Below are 26,279 nucleotides of genomic sequence, written 5' to 3'. Positions count from 1 at the left end.
ATATGGAACAAACCAAGAAAGCAATAAATTCATGATAAATGAATAATAATGACGTAGACAAAGGATGGGGTTCTCATGTTGGGTGTATTAATTGGTATAATCGTGGTAGCAATTCTTATATATGTAGGAATCGTGCTTTATCAACGATATTTGTTAAAGCAAATTACAGATCTTCTCAATAAGAAATCTGATTTAATGGATTTACCCGTTGCCAGCGAACTTGACGAAGTGGGTGACTTAAATTTGGCGGGTTCTTCCTTAGAGGAATACCAAAATCTTCAAGATGACTACCGAGATGTCAAAAACAATAAGTTCCCTGAGATTGACGAGTTAGCGCAAAATGGGCAACAAAACGTCAATGATATGAAAATTTTTGACGCACGGTCGGATGTTGCTGGAATTAAGGACGCCATTCAGGTCGTACAATCCGAATCAGATCGTATTCAGGCAGCTTTGGACCAAATTAAGCAGGAAAACGAAGACCAACAAAATCAAGTAAAAGTGCTGCGCCATAAATACCAGGAATTGCGAAAAACACTTTTGGCTAAAGATATGACGTATGGGCCAAGTGTAGATATGCTTAATGATAATCTTCAACGATTAGAAAATGCTTTTGAAAACTTTGCTAAAACCGTTGAAAGTGGCGATCACAAGAAGGCAGAAAGCCAATTACAACAATTACAAAGCAATACTAAGGCGTTGGACGCACAGCTAGAAGCAATTCCAGCACTTTACATTCAACTAAATGAAAATTTTCCGGGGCAATTGGATGAAATCAAGAGCGGTTATACGCAATTAATTAACCATAACTACGCCTTTTCTGATGATGGAATTCCAAGTGAAGTCCAAGATATTAATCAGAAAATTGCAGAAAATTTAGATACTTTGAGCAATTTACGTTTGGATGCTGTTAAAAGTAACAATGAAACCATTGCAAGTCGAATTGATAATTTGTATGATTTAATGCAAACTGAAATCGATGCACGCACAGAAGTAGATAGCGGCTTTCAGACGATTGCAGATTATATTACACATGCTGAGAAACAAAGTCATACTTTACTCATTGAAATCGATCGTTTAGGTCAAAGCTATGTTTTAAATGGGAATGAAGACGAACAGGCGCATGATCTACAAACACAATTGGAAGGTATTCGGAACGAACATGATCAGGATGCTGAAGCCATTACAAATCAACCTGTAGTTTACTCGGAAATTTTGCAAAGAATGCATGATGAAAACGATCAGTTGGAATCAATTGAGTCCCAGCAAACAGCAATTAATGACAGTATCCAAAAGTTAATTGAGGAAGAAAAGGATGCTCGTCGGACGTTGCACCAATTTGATTTAGAGATTCATGAAATTAAGCGTCACATCGAAAACTTGAATTTACCTGGCATTCCTGCTAGTTATATGGACTATTTCTTCGTTGTCAGTGATGAGATTGAGAAGCTAGCGGCTAACATGAATCAGGTTAAAATTGATATGAAGCAAATTGACCAGCAATTAGGTATGATTGATAAGGATATGCAAACGTTGGCTAAAAAGACGACCGATTTGACGGATAATGCTGCATTAAGTGAAGAAATTATCCAATACACAAATCGTTACCGTCACAGTAATGAAGCCGTGGACACAGCAAGCAAGCGCGCCCAAAAATTGTTTGATGAAGATCATGATTATGCACAAAGCTTAAGTGTTATCAGCCGTGCTTTAGAAAGCGTCGAACCTGGAATGGTTGACAAGCTTACGGCAAGCTATGAAGCACAAAAAAGTACCGCGTATTAGGTCATCAATTTAAAATAGAAAGCGTTGGAAAATAGCTATTTTCTAGCGCTTTTTATTTTGGCTGAATACAATCTTTTGTTTTTAATCTCGATTTTGCGTATTATAGATGACGTTGTTATAATTAAGGGTAATTTTTAAAAAGCATTGGAAAACGGGAGAAATAGGTATGATTTATTTTGATAATAGTGCTACGACAAAAGTGGCACCAGAAGTGTTGAAAACTTACCAAACTGTAAGTGAGAAAATTTGGGGAAATCCATCTAGTTTGCATAACATGGGTGAAGTTGCTTTTAACTTGCTTGAGCAATCACGTAAACAAATTGCGGACCTTTTGAATGTAAAACCACACGAAATCTTTTTTACAAGTGGTGGCACAGAAGGGGACAACTGGGTAGTCAAGGGTACGGCTATCGAAAAGAGAGCTTTTGGTAAACATCTTATTACCACCGCAGTTGAACATCCAGCCATTACGAATAGTATGGCGCAACTCGAACGTTTGGGGTATGATGTGACTTATTTACCTGTAGATAAAGAGGGACGTATTTCGATAGAAGATTTGAAAGCAGCAATTCGGCCTGATACAATTTTGGTCTCCATCATGGCAGTTAATAACGAAATTGGAACTTTACAACCTATTAAGGAAGCAGCAGAGGTCCTGAAAAAATATCCTAAGATTCATTTCCATATTGATGCCGTACAAGGAATTGGAAAAGGATTGCAATCAGCTATCTTTAATGACCGTGTTGATTTTATCACGTTTTCTGGCCACAAATTTCATGCACCTCGAGGAATTGGCTTTATTTATGCACGCGAGGGTCGACGAATTGCGCCTTTGATGACCGGTGGTGGTCAAGAAAAAAATCAACGGAGCGGTACAGAGAATCTGCCTGCTATTGCAGGAATGGCAAAAGCATTGCGCCTGTTACTTCAAGATGAAAAAGCCAATGTGGCTCAACAACAAAAAGTAAAGGAAACGATTTTTGACCACGTAAGTCAGTTTGAAAATGTGACAATGTTTACGCAACGAAATGATGGCTTTACACCACATATTTTGTGTTTTGCAATTAAAGGTGTGCGCGGTGAAACGGTTGTACATGCTTTTGAACGACACGATATCTTTATCTCTACAACCAGTGCCTGTTCTTCTAAAAAGCAGGTTGAGTCCAGTACTCTGGCTGCAATGCACACTCCCGATGATATTGCGACAAGCGCCATCCGTGTGAGTTTAGACGCTGACAACACGGTGGCTGAAGCTGAGACCTTTAATAAGGTTTTTGACAAGTTGTATGAAGAATTTTCCAAACTAAATTAAAGCAAGGAGTTACAAAATGCAGTATACAGAAATTATGGTTCGCTATGGTGAGCTTTCGACTAAAGGAAAAAATCAACGCGATTTTGTGAATCGTCTAGGCGGTAATATTCGTAAAAGTCTACACGCTTTTCCAAAACTTGAGGTCCACCCTAAAAGAGACCGAACACATGTGACGTTAAACGGTGAAGATTCTAATGCTGTTATTGAGCGTTTGAAGCAAGTTTTTGGTATTCAAAATTTTTCCCCATCGCTAAAGGTTGACCGAACCCTAGAAGGAATTCATGCGGGTGTTTTAAAAATGATGCAAGAGCAGCTCAAACCGGGGATGACTTTTAAAATTAATACCCGTCGTTCGGATCACCATTTTGAGATGGATACTAATGAACTTAATGAAGAATTGGGCGGTTTTGTGCTTGATCATTTTCCTGAAGCAAGTGTAAAAATGCGCCAGCCTGATCTTATTTTGCGTGTAGAAGTCCGTAGTAACGGTGTATTTCTATCTAGCGAAACGATTCAAGGCGCAGGCGGCCTACCAGTGGGAACGGCAGGTAAGGGCATGATGATGTTGTCTGGCGGTATTGACTCTCCAGTGGCTAGTTATCTAGGAATGAAGCGAGGCGTAGATATGGAAATGGTTCATTTCTTTAGTCCGCCTTACACTAGTGAACAAGCACTTGCAAAGGCTAAAGAACTCACCTCAAGGTTAGCCGCCTTTGGTGGTAGTTTACAATTCATTCAGGTTCCCTTTGCAAAAATCCAGGAAGAGATTAAAGAAAAAGTTCCTGAAGGCTACTTGATGACTGTTCAACGGCGTATGATGTTACGCCTGACGGTGGCACTTGCCAAAAAACGTGGCGGGAAAGCAATTTTTAATGGCGAATCTTTGGGCCAAGTTGCGTCACAAACAATGGAAAGCATGGAAGCAATTAATGATGTGACTAACATGCCAATTCTAAGACCTGTTATTTCATTAGACAAGACAGAAATTATTAAACAGGCTAAAGAAATAGGAACATATGATTTATCCATCTTGCCGTTTGAAGATTGTTGTACAATTTTTGCGCCACCAGCGCCTAAAACGCGGCCAGATACAGAACGCGCACGATATTATGAAAAACGTATTGATGTAGAGGGGCTTATGAAAGAGGCCCTCGATGGTGTGACGATTTCTGAGATTAAGCCTGGCGAAAATTATTTGAATCAAAATCAAGATGTCTTTGCAGAACTGCTTTAAAATCGCCATTTTCATTGATTATTGAACAAAAATGAGTTATGTTTAATCTAATCTTTTTGATAGCTAGATTTACTGAATTTGAGGAGTGATAAGCGTGGATGTTTTAAGTAATGGTGAAAAAGTTGCTTTGGTAGGTAACCCTCCCGAAGTAGGCGAGCAATTACCGAAGTTTAAGTTGTTTAATGCTGAAAATCAGAAAATTAAAACCAAAGATTTCATTGGCAAACCAACTTTAATTAGTACGGTACCGGATTTAAATACCCCAGTTTGCAAAATTGAAACCAAAAAGTTTAATCAACAGGCTGATCATTATCCGTCTGTTCGGTTTATAACCGTTTCTAACAACACCATTGCTGAACAAAAGGCATGGTGTGCTGCCGAGGGTGTTTCTAATCTGGAGATCTTATCTGATGAAGAGTTGTCCTTGGGTTATGAAATGAAGCTTTATATTCCAAATGAAGGGTTTTTAGCACGCACAATTTTTGTGATTGACGCAGAAGGAAAAATTGTTTATCGACAGATTGTTCCCGAAATTCATGATGAACCTAACTATCTTGAAGCATTAGAAGTTGTGAAAAAGTACGCGACTGATATTGACTAAACTTAAATAGTTGGCTAAAATGCTTTATACAGGCTTTGAGCAAAAGAATTCATCTATATTTACCAGAGAGAAAACAAAACGCTGAGAGTTTTCAACCAGATGAAGTGTAGTTTGTGAGCCGTTATCCCGAAATAGGAGTAAGGATAACCGGAAATTTTAATTCCGTTAAAAAAGAAGTAAGTGGGGTTTAAAAGCCCAAATTAGGTGGTACCGCGAAGCATATTCGTCCTTTTGATGGATGGGTATGCTTTTTTGCGTAGAAAGGGATGTTTACATGGCAGACAAAAAAGAAATGTCAACAAAATATGATCCTAAAGCAGTTGAACAGGGTCGTTATCAACAATGGCTAGACCAAGGGCTTTTTAAGCCTAGTGGAGACAAGAAAGCAAAACCATATTCAATTGTAATTCCGCCGCCAAATGTTACTGGAAAATTACATCTGGGACATGCATGGGATACAACTTTACAGGATATTTTAATTCGGCAAAAACGGATGCAAGGATATGATACGTTATGGTTACCAGGCATGGATCATGCTGGTATTGCAACCCAAGCTAAAGTCGAGGCAAAATTACGTGAGCAGGGTGTGAGCCGCTATGATCTTGGACGTGAGAAGTTTGTGAAACAGGTCTGGGATTGGAAAGATGAATATGCCGATGTGATTCATCAACAGTGGGCCAAGATGGGCTTATCGCTAGACTATGCAAGGGAAAGATTTACGCTTGATGATGGTTTATCCAAGGCAGTTCGAAAAGTATTTGTCACCTTGTATAAAAAAGGATTAATCTATCGCGGTGAATACATCATTAACTGGGATCCTCAGGCCCGTACAGCTTTATCTGATATTGAAGTGATTCATAAGGATGACAAGGGTGCTTTTTATCATGTAAAATATCCGTTTGTAAATGAAAATGACACGTTTAATGGTGAGCATTATATTGAGATTGCCACAACACGTCCGGAAACCATGTTTGGCGATACTGCTGTTGCGGTTAACCCAAGCGATGAACGTTACAAAGACCTAGTGGGTAAAGAAGTCATTTTACCGTTACAAGGAAGGCACATTCCTATAATTGCAGACCAATACGTAGATCCAGAATTTGGAACTGGAATGGTTAAAATCACACCAGCACATGACCCAAATGATTTTAATGTTGGAAATCGGCATAACCTGAAGCGAATTAATACCATGAACGAAGACGCCACCATGAATGAAAATGCTGGTAAGTATGAAGGAATGGATCGCTTTGTTGCTCGAAAGGCGATGGTTGCTGATTTAAAGGCACAAGGGTATTTAATTTCAATCGATCCAATCGTGCATAGTGTTGGTCATTCGGAACGAACGGGTGTACAAGTCGAAGCACGCTTATCGACACAGTGGTTTGTTAAGATGAAAGATCTTGCTAAATTGGCACTGGAAAATCAAAAATCAAATCAAAAGGTTAACTTTGTGCCTGAACGTTTTGAGCATACTTTTACCCAGTGGATGGAAAATGCACACGATTGGGTTATTTCGCGTCAGTTGTGGTGGGGACATCAAATTCCCGCTTGGTACAACAAACAAACGGGGGAAACCTATGTTGGTGAAAAAGCACCTGAAGATATTGAAAATTGGCAACAAGATCCAGATGTTTTGGATACCTGGTTCTCCAGTGCTTTATGGCCATTTTCAACGATGGGTTGGCCTGATGAAAGTGCACCTGATTACAACCGTTATTTCCCAACGAGTGTGCTTGTAACAGGTTACGACATCATCTTTTTCTGGGTGTCACGAATGATTTTCCAAAGCTTGGAGTTCACTGGGAAGCCACCATTTAAAGACGTGCTCTTACATGGTTTAATGCGTGATGAGCAAGGACGCAAGATGAGTAAATCATTGGGTAATGGTATTGATCCAATGGATATTATTGATAAATATGGGGCTGATGCATTACGGTGGTTCCTTTCACAGGGATCAACTGCCGGTCAAGATGTTCGTTTTAGCTATACTAAAATGGATGCGGCTTGGAATTTTATTAATAAAATTTGGAATGCAAGTCGTTACGTCATCATGAATTTAGGCGAATTAACCAAACCCGTTTTGCCCGAAGCCAGCCAATGGAATTTAACGGACAAGTGGATCTTAAGCCGGTTAAATGACACCGTTAAACAAGTGACACACTTCTTTGATAGCTATGATTTTGGTGAAGCTGGTCGGGCACTTTATACCTTTATTTGGGACGACTTTTGTGACTGGTATATTGAAATGAGCAAGGAAATTTTAACTGGTGATGATGAAGAAGCTAAAGAAAATACGCGTAATATTTTAGCCTATGTCCTTGACCAGACGCTGAGACTCTTACATCCAATCATGCCATTTGTAACTGAGGAGCTTTGGCAAGCGATGCCACACAAGGGAGCTTCTATTGTGACAGCCACATATCCAGTTTGGCATTCAGAACTTGAAGATAAGCAAGCGGAAAGTGATATGGAGCATCTTATTGATTTAATTAAGGCTGTACGTAATATTCGTGCAGATGCAAATGCACCCATGTCAAGCTCCGTAGATCTACTTGTTAAAACCGATAATGCACAGTTAAAGCATCTTTTTGAAGCGAACCAGGACTATATTGATCGGTTCTGTCACCCTGAGAAATTTACAGTAGGTGCAGATCTGAACGTGCCTAAATTGGCGATGTCAGCAGTTATTACTGATGCGGAGGTTTATATCCCACTGGCTGAATTAGTAGACCTTAACGAGGAAGCACAACGACTCCAAAAAGAGGTTGATAAGTACACAAGTGAGGTTAACCGTTCTGTTAAAAAGTTAGGCAACGAACGATTTGTGGCGAACGCTCCTAGCGAGGTCGTTGAAAAAGAACGTCAAAAGCAAACTGATTATGAAGCTAAGTTAGCAGCAACTAAGCAGCGACTAGCGTCTATTCAAGCTGCACAATAGGAAAAGACGTTCCAATTTATAAAAAGAGACTAAACGGAAATATTGAAGGTTTAGTCTCTTTTTAATATGAGGAGATGAGTAATGTGACGATTGTGAAGAATTATGAAGAGGCACTTGCGTTCATACACGGACGAACAAAATTTAAAAAAATTCCGACCTTAAAACGAATGCAAACTTTCATGAAGGCACTAGGTAATCCAGAAACTAAAATTAAGGCTATTCACATTGCTGGAACGAATGGGAAAGGTTCTACTTTAACTTTTTTGCGCAGCATGCTTCAGGAGAGCGGTTATCGAGTGGGGACATTTACCTCGCCTTTTTTAACCCGTTTCAATGAACGAATTAGTGTCGATGGGGTCCCAATTTCTGATGACGAGATTTTGCGAATTATTCAAAAACTAATTCCGGTGATTGATCACTTGGATGCCACCTTACCAGAAGGAGGACCTACAGAATTTGAAATTGTCACCGCCATGATGTTTAGTTATTTTGCGGAAGGACATGCTGATGTTGTGTTGATAGAAGTGGGGATTGGTGGACTTTACGATTCTACAAATGTAGTTAATCCGGCGCTTTCAGTGATTACAAACATTGGCTTTGATCACATGAAGCTTTTAGGAAATACGCTAGGAAAAATAGCGGCACAAAAAGCTGGTATTATTAAAAAAGGAGTGCCTGTGGTAGCCGGACAGCTTAATGAAGAACCGCTGGCTGTAATTGAAAAGGTTGCAGAAAAGAAGCAAAGCTTGCTGTTTCGTTTCGGCCAGGAATATCAAGCGACACATCGCCACTATCAGGAGTTGTGGATTCAAAAATTCGATTTTACAACCCATCACGTACAGTTTAAAGATTTGAGAATTAAAATGTTGGGTAATTATCAGATCAATAATGCAGCTGCCGCCTTGCAAGCCTACTTAGTTTTTATGGATCAAGAGAAACTTCCTATTTTAGAAAAAAATATCAGAAAAGGATTAGCAAATGCGTTTTGGCCTGGTCGTTTCGAAAAAGTAAACGAGCAGCCTTTGGTGGTATTGGATGGTGCCCATAATGAACCCGCATTTGAGGAAATCACACAGCTTTTGCACACACACTTTAGACAGTATGAAATATATGTGGTTATTGCGATTCTAGAGGATAAACAATATCATAAAATGATCCAAACGCTCGGAAAATTAAAAAACGTGCATTTAATCGCGACGACATTTGCGGGACCCGGCAGCAGGAAAGTGGCCGACTTACAAGAACTGACTAAAAATGTGCAGACGGCTAATCCAATTCTAAAACAAGAAAATTGGCAACTAGCAATTGCGCAAGCTACTCAAATAATGTCAGAAGATGATTTACTGCTAATTACAGGATCTTTATATTTTATTTCCGATGCCCGCAAGTTATTCGTAGAAGATAACTAATTTATGCGTATTTTCTATTGGGAGAGTGATAACTAATGGAAAAATCAGTCGCACAATTAGAAGTATCGCGTCAGCCATTTGATGAAATGGCACAATATTCAAACGAAGAACTTTTACAGATTTTTTTAAGTAAGCAAGTCTTAAGCGATGAAAAAAGACAAATCATGCATGAATTCTGGCAACTCATTCCTGACTTGTCTGTATTCCCGCTGTTATACAATTCAGAAAAAAAGCAGCTGTTCAAGGATTTCCCAAGGCTAAACCGCCAATTTTTGGCTGCAGTCGAAATTGGTAGGCGGATTGAGTTAGCTCCGCAAAAGATTGTTGGCGAGGTCTTTGGCAGTCGACAAATCGGACAACGGCTCATTCGTATTCAACAAGAATACCGGCAAGAACGTCTAACACTATTTTGTTTAAATACTAAAAATAAAATTATTTATCAAAAGATGGTTTTTCAAGGAAGTTTGAACTCAGCCACGGTTCATCCCCGTGAAATTTTTTATGAAGCATTACGGGTAGGAACCAACAAGATCATGGTTAGTCATAATCATCCTAGTGGGGATGTGAGTCCCTCCAAACAAGACATTCGATTTACTAAGCGGTTAAAGGAGTGTGGGCTTCTTATGGGAATTGAACTTTTAGATCACCTTATCACTGGGCAGCAAGACTATTACAGTTTTGCGGAACAGCATTTGATTTAAATGTTTTTTAAGGTAGTGAAAATAGGAATAGGTTGCGTGTAATGCTGTTTTTTTCTGTGGTATAATACACATTGTGTTTGTCGCCAAATAAGTTATTTCGTGATTTAAATAATCTCCGGAGGGTCTACTATGCAAAAGTTTTTTTCAAATCGAAAGTTAGTAATTGCTGTAATCTGCGTGATTATTGCAGTTGGTCTAGTGACCCTGTCAGTGACAACTCGAAAAAAATCAGCTACACCAATTTTACAAAAAGTGGGCAATGATTCTGTTGCTGTCGTTGATCGTGTTGTTTCTTATCCAATGAATGCAATTCGAAATACTTCACAAGCGTTGAATTCGATCATTAATACTTATCAGGAAAATGCACGCTTAAAAACTAAAATCGATCAGCTAGAGGCTGTACGTTCGCGTAGTCAGGCGTTAAAACAGGAAAATAAGCAATTGAAGCAGCAAGTCAATTTAAAGTCGTCAATGACGGATTATAAATTAGTTACGGCAACGGTTATTTCAAGAGCACCTACTTCGTGGCAAAATATTGTGGTTATTAACAAAGGAACGCTTTCTGGCATCAAAAAAAATCAGTCAGTCGTAGCTGGAGAAGGGCTTGTTGGTCGAGTTATTGAAGCCAGTTATACAACTAGTAAAGTTGAGTTAATCAGCGATAGCAGTGATTCGGCTAATCGATTTGCCATTCAACTTCAGGATGAGACCGGTAAAACAATTAACGGAATTGTCACAAGTTTTGATCGTCAGAATAATGAAATTGTCATGGGTCAAGTAACTTCGAAGGCCAAAATTAAAAAGGGAACGCTTGTAACTACCTCTGGTCTAGGTGGCGTGACACCTAAGGGCCTTTATGTAGGTAAAGTAGAAGCTGCCAAAGAAGACTCCAGTGGATTAGCTTCCGAAATCTATATTAAACCAGCTGCTGACATGAGTAGCATCAATATTGTTTCGGTAGCGGAGCTAAACTAAAACGGTAAGATGGAGGAATCTAAAATGTTACAAAGTGCAAAAATAAAGTATATTTTCCCCATCGGCTTTTTCTTAGCTTTATTCTTAGATGGTTCAATTAATTTAGTGTTTTCAAAAGCACTTTTTGCGTATCCTTATTCAATGGTGAGCAATTTAACCATTTTATGGATGATTTTAGCTATTTTTTTTGAAGGAGAAACTAAGTTACCCATTGCAACATGGGCCGCAGGGGTGGGCCTTGTGTTTGATTGGTATTACACAGGTGTGTTTGGTGTGAACATGTTTATTTTGCCGGTCCTTGTCATTATTGTTCAATGGGTGAAAGTCTTTTTTAAACCGACTTTTTTATCAATTCTTTTAACGTTCTTTTTGACTTTAACATTATATGAAAGTGCGTTTTACATTGTTTTTTCACTTGTTCATTACACGACGGTGGCTTCTGCAGAATTTGTGGCTTATAATTTGGCGCCAACGTTGGCTTTGAATCTTTGCTTTTTTGTCCTTTTGTATTTACCGATCAAAAGTTTATTTCGGCATACGCGTGGTGCAAATTTCAGAAGTATTGATTAAAAGACTTGACGTCAAGGGTGAAATGTTTTATATTCAATACAATATTTAAAAACAATGAACGGAAGAGTAGAGCAAGGAATCATTTCAGAGAGCTTTAAGTGGTGAGATTAGAGCATGTACCTTGTTTGAAACACATCTGCGAGTTTACTTCTTGAGCAAGTTAGAGAAGTACGGGTGATCGTTATCTCATAGAGTTGTTATTTATAACTTGTTGAGCTGATAGTTGTGAGATTATCAGAAACATGAGGTGGAACCACGTTGATGCGTCCTCTTGGGTAATTTACCCAAGAGGATTTTTTGTTATAAAACAACTCACTGAGGTGATTACTGTGAGGTGATTGCAAACAGGGGTGGAACCACGCTTACTCGTCCTCTTGAACTATTTAGTTAGTTTGAGAGGACTTTTTTTATTTTATTGGAGGAATGCTTATGTTGTCAGTACACTATGTTTCAGAAATTTTGCCTTCGCTTTTGGCTGGGATGATGATGACGCTAAAAATCTTTTTTTGGACACTTGTTGGGGCTTTACCATTAGGCATGCTTTTTGGTCTCGGATTAGTATCAAAAATCAAACCGATCAAATATGTTTTGAATTTTTATGTCTGGTTGATGCGTGGGACACCATTATTACTTCAGCTAATATTTGTGTTTTATGGATTACCAATTGTGAGCAAGCTGGTTTTTCAAAGATATGACGCTGCTTTGTTTGCCTTTATTTTGAATTATGCGGCTTACTTTGCAGAAATATTCCGTGGTGGTTTACAGTCTGTTGATCGTGGTCAGTATGAAGCAGCTAAAGTTTTACGGTTATCCTATTGGCAAACCATTCGTAAGATTGTCGTTCCCCAGGTGGCTAAAATTGTGTTACCTTCAATCGGTAATGAGGTCATTAACTTAGTAAAAGACTCTTCATTAGTATACGTAATTGGTATTGGTGACCTGTTAAGAGCTGGCAACGTGGCTTCTTCTCGGGACGTCACACTCATACCACTAGTCTTAGTTGGTGTCATCTATCTTTTATTAACGGCAGCATGCACATACTTATTACGAAAAGTTGAAAAACATTATGCCTATTGGCGTTAGGAGGTTGCGGTATGTTAAAAATTGAAAATTTAACCAAAAAATTTAATGAACGTACAATTATTGATAATTTATCTTTTGAAGTGGATGATGGTGAAATTTTAACCATTGTGGGTCCTTCGGGAGCCGGAAAAACAACTTTATTACGGTGCATTAGTGGTCTTGAACGCGTAGACCGTGGTCAATTTTATGTGGATGATGTGCAGTTTGATCCATACTTAGAAAAAGGACAGCAAAGTACGATTGGCGTCGTTTTTCAAGATTATCAACTTTTTCCCAATCTGAACGTTTTGGACAATGTCATTTTGTCACCACAATTGGCTTTGAAAATGCCTGTGGCAACGGCTAAAAATGAGGCCCTAGATCGTTTAAAACGTCTAAGATTAGATGGCAAAGAGCAACTTTACCCATATCAATTATCGGGTGGTCAAAAGCAGCGGGTGGCGATTGCTCGTGCGTTAGCTATGCATCCCAAAATTTTATGTTATGACGAACCGACTTCGGCACTTGATCCTGAATTACGCGGCGAAGTTCGGGATATTATCAAAGGCTTAAAAAGAGATGGCATTACGCAAATTGTGGTCACACATGATATGACATTTGCTGATGAAGTGGCAGATAAACAATTGCATGTCGTTGCTTTGAAATAACGGGGAGGCAACTTTGAATGAAGAAAAAAATAAGATTTGTTCTCTTACTGGCTGCCATTTGTCTTGTGATGCTGCCGAGCCTGAGTGGTTGTGAAAATGCTACGACGCGGGCAAATAAAACAGATTACTGGGGAACTATAAAAAAGAGAGGAACAGTGATTGTTGGTCTAGATGACAGTTTTGTTCCTATGGGATTTCGTCAAAAAGATGGCAAATTAGCTGGTTACGATATCGATCTCGCAAAAGCTGTCTTTAGGCTGTACGGCATAAAGGTCGATTTTCAAAGTATCGACTGGTCGATGAATACCACAGAGCTTCGTAATCGTACCATTGATCTCATCTGGAACGGGTTTACGATTACGCCAGAGAGAAAACACGTGGTTGCCTTCAGTAATACGTATCTTAATAATGACCAGGTCTTAGTAAGTCGGAAGAATCAAAATATCACAAGTTTACAAAAAATGACGGGAAAAACACTTGGTGTGCAGAGCGGATCTTCAGGCGCGCAAGATGTGGATCGCTATCCCCAGATTCTCAAGAATCGAATTAAAGATAAAGCGCCAGTTTTGTATGACGGTTTTAATGATGCTTTTATTGATTTGAATGCCAATCGAATCCAGGGACTGTTAATTGATAGTGTATACGCGGGCTATTACATTAAACACGAAAAAAATCCCGCTGCTTATCGTGAAATTGCCGGTCCATTTGCACAAGAACAATTTGCGGTGGGAATGCGTAAGGGAGATGTGACTTTAAGAAAGAAAGTCAATCACGGGTTGTCTGTACTATACAAAAATGGCACGCTAAAAAAAATAAATGAAAAATGGTTTGGCGACACCGCAAAAGTTGTCAAACAGCCGCAAAATTAAATGTTTATCAAAATATCAATTTGCATTGAAAAGTGAGAAACGCTATTCTAATGTGGATTGGTATTTTTATGAGTTGTTTAGTAAAATCACAAGTTTAATGTAACGTGACTGTCTTGTGAAATCAAAAATGATAATGAGGTAATTTCGTGCGAATTCAATTAAACACCGGAGTGGCTTTGACGGTCATTCCTGTCTCCCAGTTCAAGAATACACAAATATCAGTACATTTTCTTGAAAATGCCAGCAAAAAAGCTACGAGTTATCGTTCTTTACTGGCTAATATACTAGAAACAAGTTCACAACGTTATTCGAACCAAATTTTAGTGTCACAAGAATTATCTAATTTATATGGTGCAGGTTTTGGTACAAGCGTGATGCGCAAACAGACTGTGCACGATTTAACTTTTTCACTGTCACTTGCAAATAATCGTTATTTGGAAAATGCCGAGAATTTGTTAACCAATGGGGTAGATTTTCTTAAAGAAATGATTTTTCACCCCCTTGTTGAAAATAAGCACTTTCAGGAACGATCATTTGAACGACAACGCTCAAATCTGGTTGCTTATATTGAGGCCTTACGAGATGATAAGCAGTCTTATGCGGCTCTACAATTACAAAAACTTTTCTTTAATCAAGATGAGATTCAACAAATTCCTGCTTTTGGAGAAGCTGATGTGATTGCAAAAATTTCAAACGAAGCACTTTTTCAGTATTATCAAACCATGTTGGTTTCTGATCCGATTGAGATATACGTGGTCGGCAACGTTGATGGCAATCAGGTGGCCACCTTATTTACAGACTGGCAGCTGCCAAGCCGACAAGTAAGAGGCATTCAGATTCAGCCGCAAATACGACCAGATAAAATGACACAAATAAAAACCGAAACACAAGTAATTGTGCAATCAAAGCTTGATTTGGCCTACCGTTTTCCAACTGATTTCCGTAATCCAGCCTATTATGCTGGCATTGTGTTTAACGCGTTATTTGGCGGTTCACCCTTATCAAAGTTATTTTTGAATGTGCGTGAAAAAGCAAGTCTAGCTTATTATGCGACGAGCAGTATTGATGTCCTTAACGGCTTACTGGTAGTTCAAACAGGCATTAATACACAGGATGAAGACCGTGTACTGGCAATTATTAACGAGCAGTTGCGAGATATTGAGTCAGGCCGTTTTACCGATGAAGACTTAGAACAGATTAAGACCGGACTCGTTTCTAATTATGTGGCTTCGTTGGATTCCGAAAGATCCTATGCGGCACGAGCCTTAACAAATAGTTTAGTTGGTAGTCAGGTAACAGCTAAAGAATGGCTTGATGGCATACAAAGCGTGTCACGTTTAGAAATTTGTGAAGTAGCCAAAAAGGTTCAGCTACAAACGGTTTATTTTTTGAGTTCGGAGGCAAAGAAGCATGCATAAACGTGTCTATAAAGCATTTAACGAAACCCTTTACACCCAAACACTTGCTAATGGGTTACAAGTCAATCTTTTACCTAAACGAGGATTCCATAAAACTTATGCTATTTTTTCGACTAACTTTGGTTCGATCGACAGGACGTTTATCCCACAAAATGAAACGACAGCAGTGACACAACCTGCTGGTATCGCGCATTTTTTGGAGCACAAAATGTTTGATAAAAAAGGTTACGATGCATTTGACCTTTTTGGCAAATACGGAGCAGATTCAAATGCTTTTACAAGTTTTACAAAAACAAGTTATTTATTTTCGGCTACGCAAAATGTGAGGAAAAATTTAGAAATTCTACTAAATTTTGTGCAGGAACCTTATTTTACTGACGATTCGGTGGCTAAAGAAAAGGGAATTATTGGTCAAGAAATACAAATGTATGATGACGATGCAGATTGGCAATTATACATGGGTATATTGAACAATCTTTATCCGAATCATCCGGCACATGTGGACATTGCTGGCACAACAGACTCGATTGATAAAATTACAACACATGATTTGTATTTAGCATATAAAACGTTCTATCATCCTGTTAATATGGACTTATTTGTGGTTGGTAATATTGATCCAGAGGAAATTTTGAAATGGGTTCAAGAAAATCAAGCCTCAAAGAACTTTAAGCCATTCAAGGAGCCACAGGTAGATAATCAGGATATCAAGCCAAAAGAGATTGTTAAGCATCGTGTCATTTCGCTGCCAATTAACCGAACAAAATGTATAGTTGGCTTAAAAGGACTAGACGACATTCCAGCCGGCCGTGAAGGTTTGGCTTATCAATTGCAAGCTAATTTGATGTTTTATCTGTTATTTGGTGAGTCTTCTGAACAATATTTGAAGCTATATGACCAAGGAATTGTTGATGATACGTTTTCCTATGAATTCGATGTTCAGCGTTCTTTTCATTACGCGAGCTTTAGTGGTGACACTGATCAACCAGAAGCTTTTCAGACGCAAATTAAAGAAATTTTAGGTCAAGCTGAACAGCGGCTATCCCATTTAACTAATCAATTCGAATTGGCTAAAAAAGAAATGCTAGGTCGACTATTGCAACGGATGGATTCTCTTGAAGCAATTGCGAATAGTTACGACGGACAAATGTTTGATCAAGCTACGATTTTTGATCAAGCTGAAATTTATGAAAAAATGACGTTGGATGACCTGATTCGACTTGCGCCAAAACTCATAAATTTAGAGGGCTTGAGTACTTTTGAAATTAGACCCGTGAAAGGAAAATAGGCATGAAACACGCGTTGATTCTCGGTGCATCTGGTGATATTGGCAAGGCGACGGCTAAACAATTAGCCGCTTCGGGCTGGTCTTTATATTTGCATTATTACCATAATCAGACGGCGATTCAAAAAATGATTAAGGAGTTCTCGCAAAAATATCCAAAACAGGATTTTTTAGGGGTTCATTTGGATATGCGAGATACCACAAGCTTATCGCAATTGTATACCTCAATTTTTGAATTGGATGCGCTTATTTTTGCACAAGGCACAACGAATTATCAGCTGCTAACGGACACTTCAAGTGAAGATTTGCAGAATTTGTGGATGATGCAAGTTGGTGTGCCTATTGAAATGATTAAAAAATTTCAGGCTAAATTAGCTCAAAGTAAAAACGGTCGTATTATTTTTGTGGGGTCAGTTTATGGGGCTGTGGGTAGTGCGATGGAAGTTGGATACAGCACCATTAAGGGCGCACAGACTGCTTTTGCCAATGCGTATGCCAAAGAGGTAGGATCACTTGGCATTACAGTAAACGTGGTTGCTCCCGGAGCGGTAAATACCCAGATGAACCGTGTCTTTTCGGACACTGAACATGAACAGGTTTCTGAAAACATTCCTTTAGGGAGATTTGCAACTCCTGATGAAATTGCATATTGGCTCGTGCAATTGACTCAAAAACAAGCTGGATATTTGACAGGACAAACCATCTATGTGGATGGGGGCTGGTTAAAATAGAGGCTAAGCTCAGAAAAGCCTATAGAATATGCTATACTAGTAGCGGACTAAAATGATAGTGGGTGAAAAGTGATGAGCGAAAGACAAAATAAAGAAATCGGCAAGCGACTGCAAGAAGCGCGGCTAGATCAAGGATTTACAATTGATTATATTCAAGAAAAGACTAAAATTCAAAAACGCTATTTAATGGCGATTGAGGCTGGACAAATGAATGATTTACCAGGTGATTATTATGTGAAATCGTTTGTGAGTCAATATGCTGCAGTTGTGGGGTTAGATGCACATAAACTGCTGGCGGGGACCCTAGCGGATGCTTCAGCAGAAAAGCATCGAGCTTCTTTTTCAACGGCACCTTTGCCTTCAAGAGCAACACAGCATAAACAAATTGAAACTCAAAGTGAATTTTCCAGACGTTATGGAAAATATATGGCTTATGTGCCCACAATTATTGTTGTGGTTATCGTTGTTGGCGTGCTAGGGACAATTTGGGGTATGAGCCATTCCAGCAATGCTAATCAACCACATTTAAGCGGTAGCCGGGTGAGTGTGACGGATAATGTGAACAGTTCTAAGAAGAAAACCTCTAGTTCTAGTTCATCTTCAAGTTCTTCTTCAAAAGAAAAAGAACAAGAAATTTCGCGTGTGGGGACTTCAACAACCGAGTATTCTTTGAAGCATGCTCCGAGTGATGGGTCTGAGTTAACTTTCAAGGCTGGGGATGGCAGTGCTTGGATTTCGGTAACGAGTGATGGCACCCAAAGCTGGTCTTCGACGTTGCAGTCAACCGCGACGCATACAGAAAAGATTTCTAAAGATGTTTCTAAAGTGACCATTACTTTAGGCAACGCACCACAAACCACGATTACTGTAAATGGTAAGAAATTTGATTTCAATCCACAAAATGATACCGTGCAAACTAAAACAATAACATTGAATATTGAAAAATAAGCAGGAGGAAGCACCTTGAATTTACCCAATAAATTAACTGTATTTCGAATTATTCTAATTCCTATTTTTATCATCATTATGGTGATTCCTTTTTCCTGGGGAACAATTACTTGGTTAGGGACTAGTTTTTTTGTAACCAAATTTATTTCGGCTCTTATTTTCGCAGTTGCCTCTTTAACAGATTTGGCAGATGGTAAAATTGCTAGAAAACAACACTTAGTGACCAACTTTGGAAAGTTTGCTGATCCGTTGGCTGATAAAATGTTAGTGATGTCGGCTTTTATTATTCTTGTTTCGTTAGGAAAGGCACCAGCATGGGTCATTGCCATCATTGTTTGCCGTGAGTTAGCGGTGACTGGATTACGATTGTTAATTGTTGAAAATAACGGACAGGTGATGGCAGCAGCTATGCCAGGTAAAATTAAGACTACTTCTCAAATGTTAGCCATTATTTTACTTATTTTGAATAATGTTTTATTTGCTGCTATTCACATTCCAATGGCTACAATTATGCTATACATCTGCTTGTTCTTTACCATTTATTCTGGGATTGATTATTTTGTCCAAAATCGTAGTGTGTTTGCGGATGGCTTTAAGTAATGAATAGGGAACTAGATCTGATATCAGGCAATAACTGTCTTTGTGGTCGTAGGAGAGGCCGCAGAGTGCTGTTGCCTTTTTTTATACATTTATGTCAATGTATAGACGTCAATGATTTTCGAATTAAATAAACATTTTTATTTTTTGATTTTGGATTTAAGAAAGTATATTGAATAAAAGACGTAATTTTAATACAGGAGGAATATTTTGAAAGCAGAATTGATTGCAGTTGGCACTGAAATCTTACTCGGTGAAATCACAGATACCAATACACCTTTTATTGCTCGTGAATTGGCGAATCTGGGGATTGATGTCTATTTTCAAGCTACTGTCGGTGATAACCCTGAACGATTAAAAACGACTATTGAAATCGCATCAAAACGTAGCGACCTAATTATCCTTTCAGGAGGTCTGGGGCCAACAGAAGATGATTTGACCAAACAAACCGTAGCAAAGGCTCTGCATCGAAAGTTAATTACAGATTCTGAATCTATGACAAAAATCGCACGCTATTTTGCGGAAACTAAGCGAACAATGACGGAAAATAATCGGGTGCAAGCTATGTATATTGATGGTGCTATTCCGATTAAAAATCGTACCGGGTTTGCGGTAGGCATTTTTGTAACCCAAGTGAACGGTCCAGATTTTTTGTTGTTACCTGGTCCACCCAGTGAACTTGAACCAATGGTTACTGAACAAGTCCTACCTTTGCTAAAGAATACTTATTTTAGCGATCATATTTTACAATCACGTGTGCTTCGTTTTTTTGGAATTGGAGAATCACAACTCACAACACAATTAGCTGATTTGATTCAGCATCAAAAAAATCCCACGATTGCCCCTTATGCTAAACAAAATGAAGTGACTTTACGATTGACAGCTTGGGTACAAACTGAAAAAGAAGCTCAAAGTCAACTAGCAGACTTGGATAACCAAATACAAGTACGAGTTGGTCAATATTTTTATGGGTACGGTGAGCATAATTCGTTAAGTCACGTGGTTGCTGATAAATTACGAGCAAACAAAATCACCATTAGCACTTCTGAGGGATTTACGGGTGGCCTTTTGGCGGCGTCATTTGCGAACGAGGATTCTGATGGCAAGTTATTAATGGGTGGCCAAGTGGTGCCGGTGAAAAACAGCTCCAATTCAGAAGCTGCTATTATTTCAAGGAATGATACTGTACGGGCGGTTCAAAAAATAAAGCATCAATTGAAGAGTGACTTTTCAATTGCAATTGCACAGCCTTCAATTGATGTGACGGGTACCGGTGAACATGTTGGAAGCGTTTGGATGGCCGTTATAGACCAAGAAAATGTTGTAACTACTGAAAAGATTAATTTTTCTACGATTCGACCGTTCGTCAAGGAACGAATGGTACTCAATGGCCTGAGCTTAATAAATAAGGTTTTAAAATAAAGCGAACTTTTGTTCGTTTTTCCTTGCTTTTTTAGCTAAAAATAAGTATGATTATGACTGTTAGAGATTCCCGTTAATAGGAGGAAAAAATTTGGCTGATGAACAACGAAAGGCAGCTTTGAATGCTGCATTAAAGAAGATTGAAAAGAATTTTGGAAAAGGATCTATTATGCGGATGGGAGAAGCTGCGGACACGCAGATTTCAACTATTTCTACTGGTTCTTTGGCATTGGATGATGCCTTAGGTGTTGGTGGGTACCCGCGTGGCAGAATTGTAGAAGTATATGGTCCTGAAAGTTCTGGTAAAACAACCGTTGCCCTGCACGCGGTAGCTCAAGTTCAAAAAGAAGGCGGGACAGCCGCTTATATTGATGCCGAAAATGCTTTGGACCCTGTCTATGCTGGACATCTGGGCGTGAACATCGATGATCTCTTACTTTCTCAACCAGATACTGGTGAGGAAGGACTTGAAATTACAGACGCTTTAGTTTCCAGTGGTGCGGTTGATCTAGTTGTTGTGGACTCCGTGGCGGCATTAGTGCCAAGGGCAGAAATCGAAGGAGAAATGGGTGACGCCCATGTTGGACTTCAAGCCCGTTTAATGTCACAAGCACTGCGAAAGTTGTCTGGGTCAATAAACAAAACTAAAACTATTGCAATTTTTATTAATCAGATTCGTGAAAAAGTGGGCGTTATGTTTGGTAATCCTGAGACGACGCCTGGTGGACGTGCATTAAAATTCTATGCAACGATTCGATTAGAAGTGCGTAGAGCTGAACAAATTAAAGATGGTACCGATATTATAGGAAATCGTGTTCGAATCAAAGTAGTCAAAAATAAGGTTGCACCGCCATTCAAGAGAGCTGAAGTTGACATTATGTATGGTCAAGGTATTTCTCAAACGGGTGAAATTATTGATATGGCTGTTGAGAAGGATATCGTGAACAAGAGTGGGTCTTGGTATTCTTACGGTGACGAGCGAATTGGTCAAGGGCGTGAGAATGCTAAACAATATTTGGTGGATAATCCAGAGAAGCGCGAAGAGATCTACAAGAAAGTCCGTGTAGCTTACAATATGGATCCTGAAGCCGAAACTTCTGATGACAATCAAGATCCTTCCAAGCTGGATCTTGATGGTGGAGAAGATAAAAAATAGTATTTAAAGTGATTGAACAAACAACATTTTTTATTTGTTGATTGTTCAATCACTTTTTATTTTTGACTGAAATTGAAAGATTAATTTTTAGATAACTTGATTAAACCGCCTTGAGAATGCTAAACTAAGTATTGTGTGAATAATCAAAATAACATCATAAAAATCGGTTAGAAAATTAACCAACTATTGATGATTCGGAGGTGGAAACATGTTTGTTTTCAATATAATCCTCGCAATCATCGCTATTGTTGTTGGCTATGTCATTGGCTATTACGCGCATAAGGTAATTCAAGAAAAAAATGTGCGGGACGCTAAGGATACAGCTAGTGGTATTTTAGATAATGCTAAGAAACAAGCGGCTACTGAAAAAAGAGAAGCTCTTTTGGAAGCTAAGGATGAAAGTCACCGCTATCGAACTCAAGTTGAAAACGAACTTAAGCAAAGAAGAGCAGAAGCTCAAAAGCAAGAGGAACGTTTGTTACAGCGAGAAGAGGCATTGGATCATAAAGATAATGCTTTCGAAAAACGTGAAGATAGTTTAGAGCGCAAAGAAGAAAAGTTGAGCTCCGAGCAAAAGCGGATTGACGAACAACAACAAGAAGCATCCTCATTAGTTACAAAACGTACGGAAGAATTGGAACGCGTGGCAGCACTTTCGCAAGAAGACGCACAAACTCTTATTTTAAATGAAGTTCGTGACGGGCTTGCAGATGAGCGCGCTAAAATGATTCGAGAAAGTGAAGAAAAAGCTCAGGCAGATGCTAAAAAAGTGGCCAAGAACTTAATTGCTCAAGCCATTGAACGTAGCGCTGCAGATGTGGCTACAGAATCCACTGTAACGGTGGTTAGCCTTCCGAGTGATGACATGAAGGGCCGTATTATTGGCCGTGAAGGTCGGAATATTCGGACTTTAGAAACTTTGACTGGAATTGATTTAATTATTGATGATACTCCGGAAGCCGTAGTTTTAAGCGGGTTTGATCCTATTCGAAGAGAAATCGCTAAAATGGCTTTGGAACGGCTCATACAAGATGGACGAATTCATCCTGCTAGGATTGAAGAAATGGTAGAAAAAGCTCGCAAAGATATGGATGATAAAATCCGTGAAGTTGGGGAGCAAACTATTTTTGATCTAGGTATTCATTCTATGAACCCTGAGTTAATTAAATTAGTCGGTAGATTGAAATTCCGTACGAGTTATGGACAAAATGTTTTGGACCATTCCATTGAGGTTGCTAAGTTAACTGGTATTTTGGCAGCTGAATTAGGTGAGGATGTTACTTTAGCTAAACGCGCAGGATTATTACACGATATTGGTAAGGCAGTTGACCATGAGGTTGAAAGCTCTCATGTGGCAATTGGTGTGGAATTTGCAAAGAAGTACAAAGAAAGTCCGGTAGTCATTAATGCGATTGCTTCACATCACGGTGATGTTGGGGCGGAGTATGTGACGTCAGTGTTGGTGGCGGCGGCAGATTCAATTTCGGCGGCACGACCTGGTGCACGAAGTGATTCACTCGAAAATTATATTCATCGACTTGAAAAGCTTGAAAATCTAGCAAATAGTTTTAAGGGCGTTAAAAAAAGTTACGCGATTCAAGCGGGTCGCGAAATCCGTGTGATCGTTAAACCTGCTAAGGTTTCTGATCTTCAAGCAACCACGTTAACACATGATATTCGCGGTGCGATTGAAAAACAGTTGGAATATTCAGGTAAAGTGAAAGTGACTGTCATTCGGGAAGTACGAGCAGTAAATTACGCAAAATAAATCAGTTTAAAAAGAGTTTGGAAAACTAATTTTCCAGACTTTTTTATTTCTACAAAAAGCAAGAAAATTTAACTTAAAGACCCGGATGGAAGAGTAGGAACAAGAAACCTAAAATGTTAAAATAGGACAGAACGTTACAAATTTATTTTGAATGAATTGGGAAGTAGAAAGTAGGAGAGAATTTGCCACAGAAAACAAGTGATACGCCAATGATGCAGCAGTATATGGCGATAAAAAAAGATTACCCAGATGCTTTTTTATTTTATCGAATCGGTGACTTTTATGAGCTTTTTTATGATGATGCTATCAAGGGGGCACAAATTTTAGAGTTAACGCTCACTTCACGGAGCCATAATGCGGTTGATCCAATTCCAATGTGTGGTATGCCACATCATGCGGTCCAAAACTATGTGGATATTTTGATTGAAAAAGGATATAAAGTTGCCATTTGTGAACAAATGGAAGACCCTCGGCTGGCTAAAGGCATGGTAAAACGTGAGGTCATTCAATTGATCACGCCGGGAACAGTAACAGATTCCAATGTTAACGAAGCAAAATCAAATAACTATCTAACCGCCCTTACTAAAGATGATGATGATCAATTTGGTTTTGCGTATGCAGACCTTTCAACAGGTGAATTGAAAACGAGTCACTTAAGTACGGTCGAGGCTGTCGTTAATGAAGTGGTAAACTTGCGGTCTAAGGAAATTGTGGTAGATTCCTCAATCGATAAAGAACAACAAAATCAGTTTGAAAAATTGAATATTATGGTTTCACACCAAAATAGTGTCGAAGTAAAAGCCGAATTGAGCTATTTAACACAAAATTTGGAGGACCAACTTGAAAAAGCAACTGTTGATACTTTGTTGACATATATCACGGTCACACAAAAAAGGAGTTTGGCTCATTTACAAAAGGCTGTAGCGTATGAACCATCCTATTTTTTGCGCATGGACCATTATTCTAAATATAATTTGGAACTTACGCGGTCGATTCGTTCTGGAAAAAAGCAAGGGACGTTATTGTGGTTGTTGGACGAAACGCGGACAGCAATGGGAGGCCGTCTTTTAAAACAGTGGTTAGATCGGCCTTTAATTCAAAAAAAAGAGATTGAATCACGTCAAATTAAAGTTGGCGAACTTTTAGACCATTATTTTGAGCGCAGTAATTTGCAAGAAGAACTTGTTAAAGTTTACGATTTGGAACGCTTAGCAGGCCGAGTTGCGTTTGGTAATGTGAATGGGCGCGATCTCATTCAACTAAAAACTTCTTTACGGCAAATTCCTAAGATTCAACATGTTTTGTCGGAACTGGACAGTAAGGTATTTGGTACAATGTTAGCAAAGCTCGATCCAGTAGAAGATATTGCAGATTTGATTGACCGTTCGATTGTGGATGAGCCGCCTATTTCGGTTACAGAAGGCAATGTTATCAAAGATGGTTACAATGAACAACTGGATAAGTATCGAGATGCCATGACAAACGGGAAGAAATGGATGGCACAACTGGAAGCTTCTGAGCGTCAGGTAACTGGAATTAGAAATCTAAAAGTAGGGTATAACAAAGTATTTGGCTATTACATTGAGATCACGAAAGCCAATTTAAGTGCTGTACCAGAGGGGCGTTATGAGCGTAAACAAACCCTCACTAATGCCGAAAGATTTATTACGCCGGCCCTGAAAGAAAAAGAAAGTTTAATTTTAGAGGCAGAAGAACAATCAACAACTTTGGAATATAAACTTTTTAGTCAAATTCGTGAACAGATTAAGCAAGTTATTGATCGTTTACAAAAATTAGCCAAGCAAGTGGCCACATTAGATGTGCTTCAGAGTTTTGCAGTTGTCAGTGAAAATTATCATTTTGTGAAGCCTACACTGACCAAAAATCACAGTATCGATATTGTTGGGGGCCGTCATCCCGTTGTCGAAAAAGTAATGGGCCGTCAGAGCTATGTGCCCAATGATGTAGAGATGCCTAAATCTACGGATATCTTATTGATTACCGGACCCAATATGTCAGGAAAGAGTACGTATATGCGCCAGCTTGCCTTAACGGTTGTGCTAGCACAAATGGGTTGTTTTGTCCCAGCAGAGTCGGCGAGCCTTCCAATTTTCGATCAGATCTTCACTCGAATTGGCGCAGCGGACGATTTAATTGCCGGGCAAAGTACATTTATGGTGGAAATGCAAGAAGCTAATCGGGCAATTCAGAATGCAACTCCGCAAAGTTTGATCTTATTTGATGAAATTGGACGTGGGACTGCCACATATGACGGCATGGCACTTGCGCAAGCTATTATTGAGTTTGTGCATAATCATGTTCATGCAAAAACCTTATTTTCGACGCATTATCATGAACTAACGGCACTAGATCAGACATTAAATAAATTGAAAAATGTGCATGTCGGAGCCGTCGAAAAAAATGGGGATTTGGTTTTTCTACACAAAATGGAAGACGGTCCGGCTGATAAATCTTATGGGATTCATGTGGCAAAACTAGCGGGGATGCCAGAAAATTTACTGAACCGTGCGGATAATATTCTCAAGCGTCTTGAAATTCAAAATAAAGATACGGACCAAGTGTTAGTGGAAAAAGAAACGCAAAAAAGCCAGTCTGGGCAACCTAAAGTAGACGAGAAACGAAAGCCTGCATCCGAAAGTGAAGTTGATGAACAACTGGCACTCTTCCAAACAGTACCTGCAGACCCGCAAGGAGAAGAAATTTTAGCGCAAATTCGGCAAACCAATCTCATGGCGATGACGCCAATGGATGTGATGAATCAACTTTATAAATGGCAAAAGAAACTAGGAAACAAATAGAAAGCTGAGAT

General features: G+C 39.1%; 21 protein-coding genes and 2 other annotated features. All 21 genes read left to right on the top strand.

Annotated elements, in window-relative coordinates:
- The first annotated feature begins 75 nt into the window (after window positions 1-75).
- The 21 genes from ezrA (at window position 76) to mutS (ending at window position 26,268) form a co-directional block, all read left to right on the top strand.
- Window positions 76-1,785 carry a septation ring formation regulator EzrA gene (ezrA, locus tag IV80_RS09100; RefSeq protein WP_057752594.1) on the top strand — a complete coding sequence of 570 codons (1,710 nt, stop codon included), beginning with the start codon at window positions 76-78 and terminating at the stop codon, window positions 1,783-1,785.
- Window positions 1,786-1,951: 166 nt separating this feature from the next.
- Window positions 1,952-3,097, top strand: coding sequence for a cysteine desulfurase family protein (locus IV80_RS09095; protein ID WP_057752591.1), 1,146 nt, complete (start codon window positions 1,952-1,954; stop codon window positions 3,095-3,097).
- 16 nt (window positions 3,098-3,113) lie between these two features.
- The gene (gene thiI / locus IV80_RS09090) at window positions 3,114-4,331 is read left to right on the top strand and encodes a tRNA uracil 4-sulfurtransferase ThiI (protein ID WP_057752588.1); all 1,218 of its coding nucleotides are present in this window, start codon (window positions 3,114-3,116) and stop codon (window positions 4,329-4,331) included.
- Between the two features lie 94 nt (window positions 4,332-4,425).
- On the top strand, window positions 4,426-4,932 hold the full coding sequence (tpx, locus tag IV80_RS09085) for a thiol peroxidase (protein WP_057752585.1): 507 nt from the start codon (window positions 4,426-4,428) through the stop codon (window positions 4,930-4,932).
- A 26-nt stretch (window positions 4,933-4,958) separates the two neighbouring features.
- Window positions 4,959-5,166, top strand: a binding site (T-box leader).
- A gap of 40 nt (window positions 5,167-5,206) precedes the next feature.
- Window positions 5,207-7,870, top strand: a complete 2,664-nt coding sequence (locus IV80_RS09080; RefSeq protein WP_057752582.1) for a valine--tRNA ligase — start codon at window positions 5,207-5,209, stop codon at window positions 7,868-7,870.
- 83 nt (window positions 7,871-7,953) lie between these two features.
- A complete protein-coding gene (locus IV80_RS09075) occupies window positions 7,954-9,279 on the top strand; it encodes a bifunctional folylpolyglutamate synthase/dihydrofolate synthase (RefSeq protein ID WP_307723486.1) in 1,326 nt (441 codons plus the stop codon).
- A 35-nt stretch (window positions 9,280-9,314) separates the two neighbouring features.
- Window positions 9,315-9,980: a RadC family protein gene (gene radC, locus IV80_RS09070; protein ID WP_057752579.1), complete on the top strand. Its 666-nt coding sequence runs from the start codon at window positions 9,315-9,317 to the stop codon at window positions 9,978-9,980.
- Between the two features lie 129 nt (window positions 9,981-10,109).
- Window positions 10,110-10,955 carry a rod shape-determining protein MreC gene (mreC, locus tag IV80_RS09065; RefSeq protein ID WP_057752576.1) on the top strand — a complete coding sequence of 282 codons (846 nt, stop codon included), beginning with the start codon at window positions 10,110-10,112 and terminating at the stop codon, window positions 10,953-10,955.
- 24 nt (window positions 10,956-10,979) lie between these two features.
- A complete protein-coding gene (gene mreD, locus IV80_RS09060) occupies window positions 10,980-11,525 on the top strand; it encodes a rod shape-determining protein MreD (RefSeq protein WP_057752573.1) in 546 nt (181 codons plus the stop codon).
- 45 nt (window positions 11,526-11,570) lie between these two features.
- Window positions 11,571-11,799, top strand: a binding site (T-box leader).
- 155 nt (window positions 11,800-11,954) lie between these two features.
- Window positions 11,955-12,608, top strand: coding sequence for an amino acid ABC transporter permease (locus IV80_RS09055; protein WP_057752570.1), 654 nt, complete (start codon window positions 11,955-11,957; stop codon window positions 12,606-12,608).
- Window positions 12,609-12,619: 11 nt separating this feature from the next.
- Entirely contained in the window at window positions 12,620-13,255 is a 636-nt protein-coding gene (locus tag IV80_RS09050) for an amino acid ABC transporter ATP-binding protein (RefSeq protein ID WP_057752567.1), read from the top strand.
- A 17-nt stretch (window positions 13,256-13,272) separates the two neighbouring features.
- A complete protein-coding gene (locus tag IV80_RS09045; protein WP_057752564.1) occupies window positions 13,273-14,124 on the top strand; it encodes an amino acid ABC transporter substrate-binding protein in 852 nt (283 codons plus the stop codon).
- 146 nt (window positions 14,125-14,270) lie between these two features.
- The gene (gene yfmF, locus IV80_RS09040) at window positions 14,271-15,542 is read left to right on the top strand and encodes an EF-P 5-aminopentanol modification-associated protein YfmF (protein ID WP_057752561.1); all 1,272 of its coding nucleotides are present in this window, start codon (window positions 14,271-14,273) and stop codon (window positions 15,540-15,542) included.
- Complete coding sequence (yfmH, locus tag IV80_RS09035) at window positions 15,535-16,830, top strand: EF-P 5-aminopentanol modification-associated protein YfmH (RefSeq protein ID WP_057752558.1); 1,296 nt, start codon at window positions 15,535-15,537, stop codon at window positions 16,828-16,830. Before yfmF ends, yfmH begins: the two co-directional genes overlap by 8 nt.
- 2 nt (window positions 16,831-16,832) lie before the next feature.
- Window positions 16,833-17,558, top strand: a complete 726-nt coding sequence (gene ymfI / locus IV80_RS09030) for an elongation factor P 5-aminopentanone reductase (RefSeq protein ID WP_057752555.1) — start codon at window positions 16,833-16,835, stop codon at window positions 17,556-17,558.
- A 72-nt stretch (window positions 17,559-17,630) separates the two neighbouring features.
- On the top strand, window positions 17,631-18,506 hold the full coding sequence (locus tag IV80_RS09025) for a helix-turn-helix domain-containing protein (RefSeq protein ID WP_057752552.1): 876 nt from the start codon (window positions 17,631-17,633) through the stop codon (window positions 18,504-18,506).
- A gap of 15 nt (window positions 18,507-18,521) precedes the next feature.
- The gene (gene pgsA, locus IV80_RS09020; protein ID WP_057752549.1) at window positions 18,522-19,106 is read left to right on the top strand and encodes a CDP-diacylglycerol--glycerol-3-phosphate 3-phosphatidyltransferase; all 585 of its coding nucleotides are present in this window, start codon (window positions 18,522-18,524) and stop codon (window positions 19,104-19,106) included.
- Between the two features lie 207 nt (window positions 19,107-19,313).
- On the top strand, window positions 19,314-20,525 hold the full coding sequence (locus IV80_RS09015) for a competence/damage-inducible protein A (protein WP_057752547.1): 1,212 nt from the start codon (window positions 19,314-19,316) through the stop codon (window positions 20,523-20,525).
- Between the two features lie 91 nt (window positions 20,526-20,616).
- Window positions 20,617-21,681 (top strand): recombinase RecA, encoded by a 1,065-nt coding sequence (gene recA / locus IV80_RS09010; protein WP_057752544.1) that lies wholly within the window; start codon window positions 20,617-20,619, stop codon window positions 21,679-21,681.
- Window positions 21,682-21,889: 208 nt separating this feature from the next.
- Window positions 21,890-23,449 (top strand): ribonuclease Y, encoded by a 1,560-nt coding sequence (gene rny / locus IV80_RS09005; protein ID WP_057752541.1) that lies wholly within the window; start codon window positions 21,890-21,892, stop codon window positions 23,447-23,449.
- A 182-nt stretch (window positions 23,450-23,631) separates the two neighbouring features.
- On the top strand, window positions 23,632-26,268 hold the full coding sequence (gene mutS, locus IV80_RS09000) for a DNA mismatch repair protein MutS (RefSeq protein WP_057752538.1): 2,637 nt from the start codon (window positions 23,632-23,634) through the stop codon (window positions 26,266-26,268).
- Window positions 26,269-26,279 lie beyond the last annotated feature (11 nt).

It is taken from the genome of Pediococcus cellicola (assembly GCF_001438655.1).
GTDB lineage: Bacteria > Bacillota > Bacilli > Lactobacillales > Lactobacillaceae > Pediococcus > Pediococcus cellicola.
Note: the sequence above shows the minus strand (reverse complement) of the source record. Positions and strands in the feature narration are given on the sequence as shown.

Coding starts and splice junctions, on each gene's coding strand:
- ezrA (WP_057752594.1), top strand. CDS start 76: ATGTTGGGTGTATTAATTGGTATAATCGTGGTAGCAATTCTTATATAT.
- IV80_RS09095 (WP_057752591.1), top strand. CDS start 1,952: ATGATTTATTTTGATAATAGTGCTACGACAAAAGTGGCACCAGAAGTG.
- thiI (WP_057752588.1), top strand. CDS start 3,114: ATGCAGTATACAGAAATTATGGTTCGCTATGGTGAGCTTTCGACTAAA.
- IV80_RS09080 (WP_057752582.1), top strand. CDS start 5,207: ATGGCAGACAAAAAAGAAATGTCAACAAAATATGATCCTAAAGCAGTT.
- radC (WP_057752579.1), top strand. CDS start 9,315: ATGGAAAAATCAGTCGCACAATTAGAAGTATCGCGTCAGCCATTTGAT.
- mreC (WP_057752576.1), top strand. CDS start 10,110: ATGCAAAAGTTTTTTTCAAATCGAAAGTTAGTAATTGCTGTAATCTGC.
- mreD (WP_057752573.1), top strand. CDS start 10,980: ATGTTACAAAGTGCAAAAATAAAGTATATTTTCCCCATCGGCTTTTTC.
- IV80_RS09055 (WP_057752570.1), top strand. CDS start 11,955: ATGTTGTCAGTACACTATGTTTCAGAAATTTTGCCTTCGCTTTTGGCT.
- IV80_RS09050 (WP_057752567.1), top strand. CDS start 12,620: ATGTTAAAAATTGAAAATTTAACCAAAAAATTTAATGAACGTACAATT.
- IV80_RS09045 (WP_057752564.1), top strand. CDS start 13,273: ATGAAGAAAAAAATAAGATTTGTTCTCTTACTGGCTGCCATTTGTCTT.
- yfmH (WP_057752558.1), top strand. CDS start 15,535: ATGCATAAACGTGTCTATAAAGCATTTAACGAAACCCTTTACACCCAA.
- ymfI (WP_057752555.1), top strand. CDS start 16,833: ATGAAACACGCGTTGATTCTCGGTGCATCTGGTGATATTGGCAAGGCG.
- IV80_RS09025 (WP_057752552.1), top strand. CDS start 17,631: ATGAGCGAAAGACAAAATAAAGAAATCGGCAAGCGACTGCAAGAAGCG.
- rny (WP_057752541.1), top strand. CDS start 21,890: ATGTTTGTTTTCAATATAATCCTCGCAATCATCGCTATTGTTGTTGGC.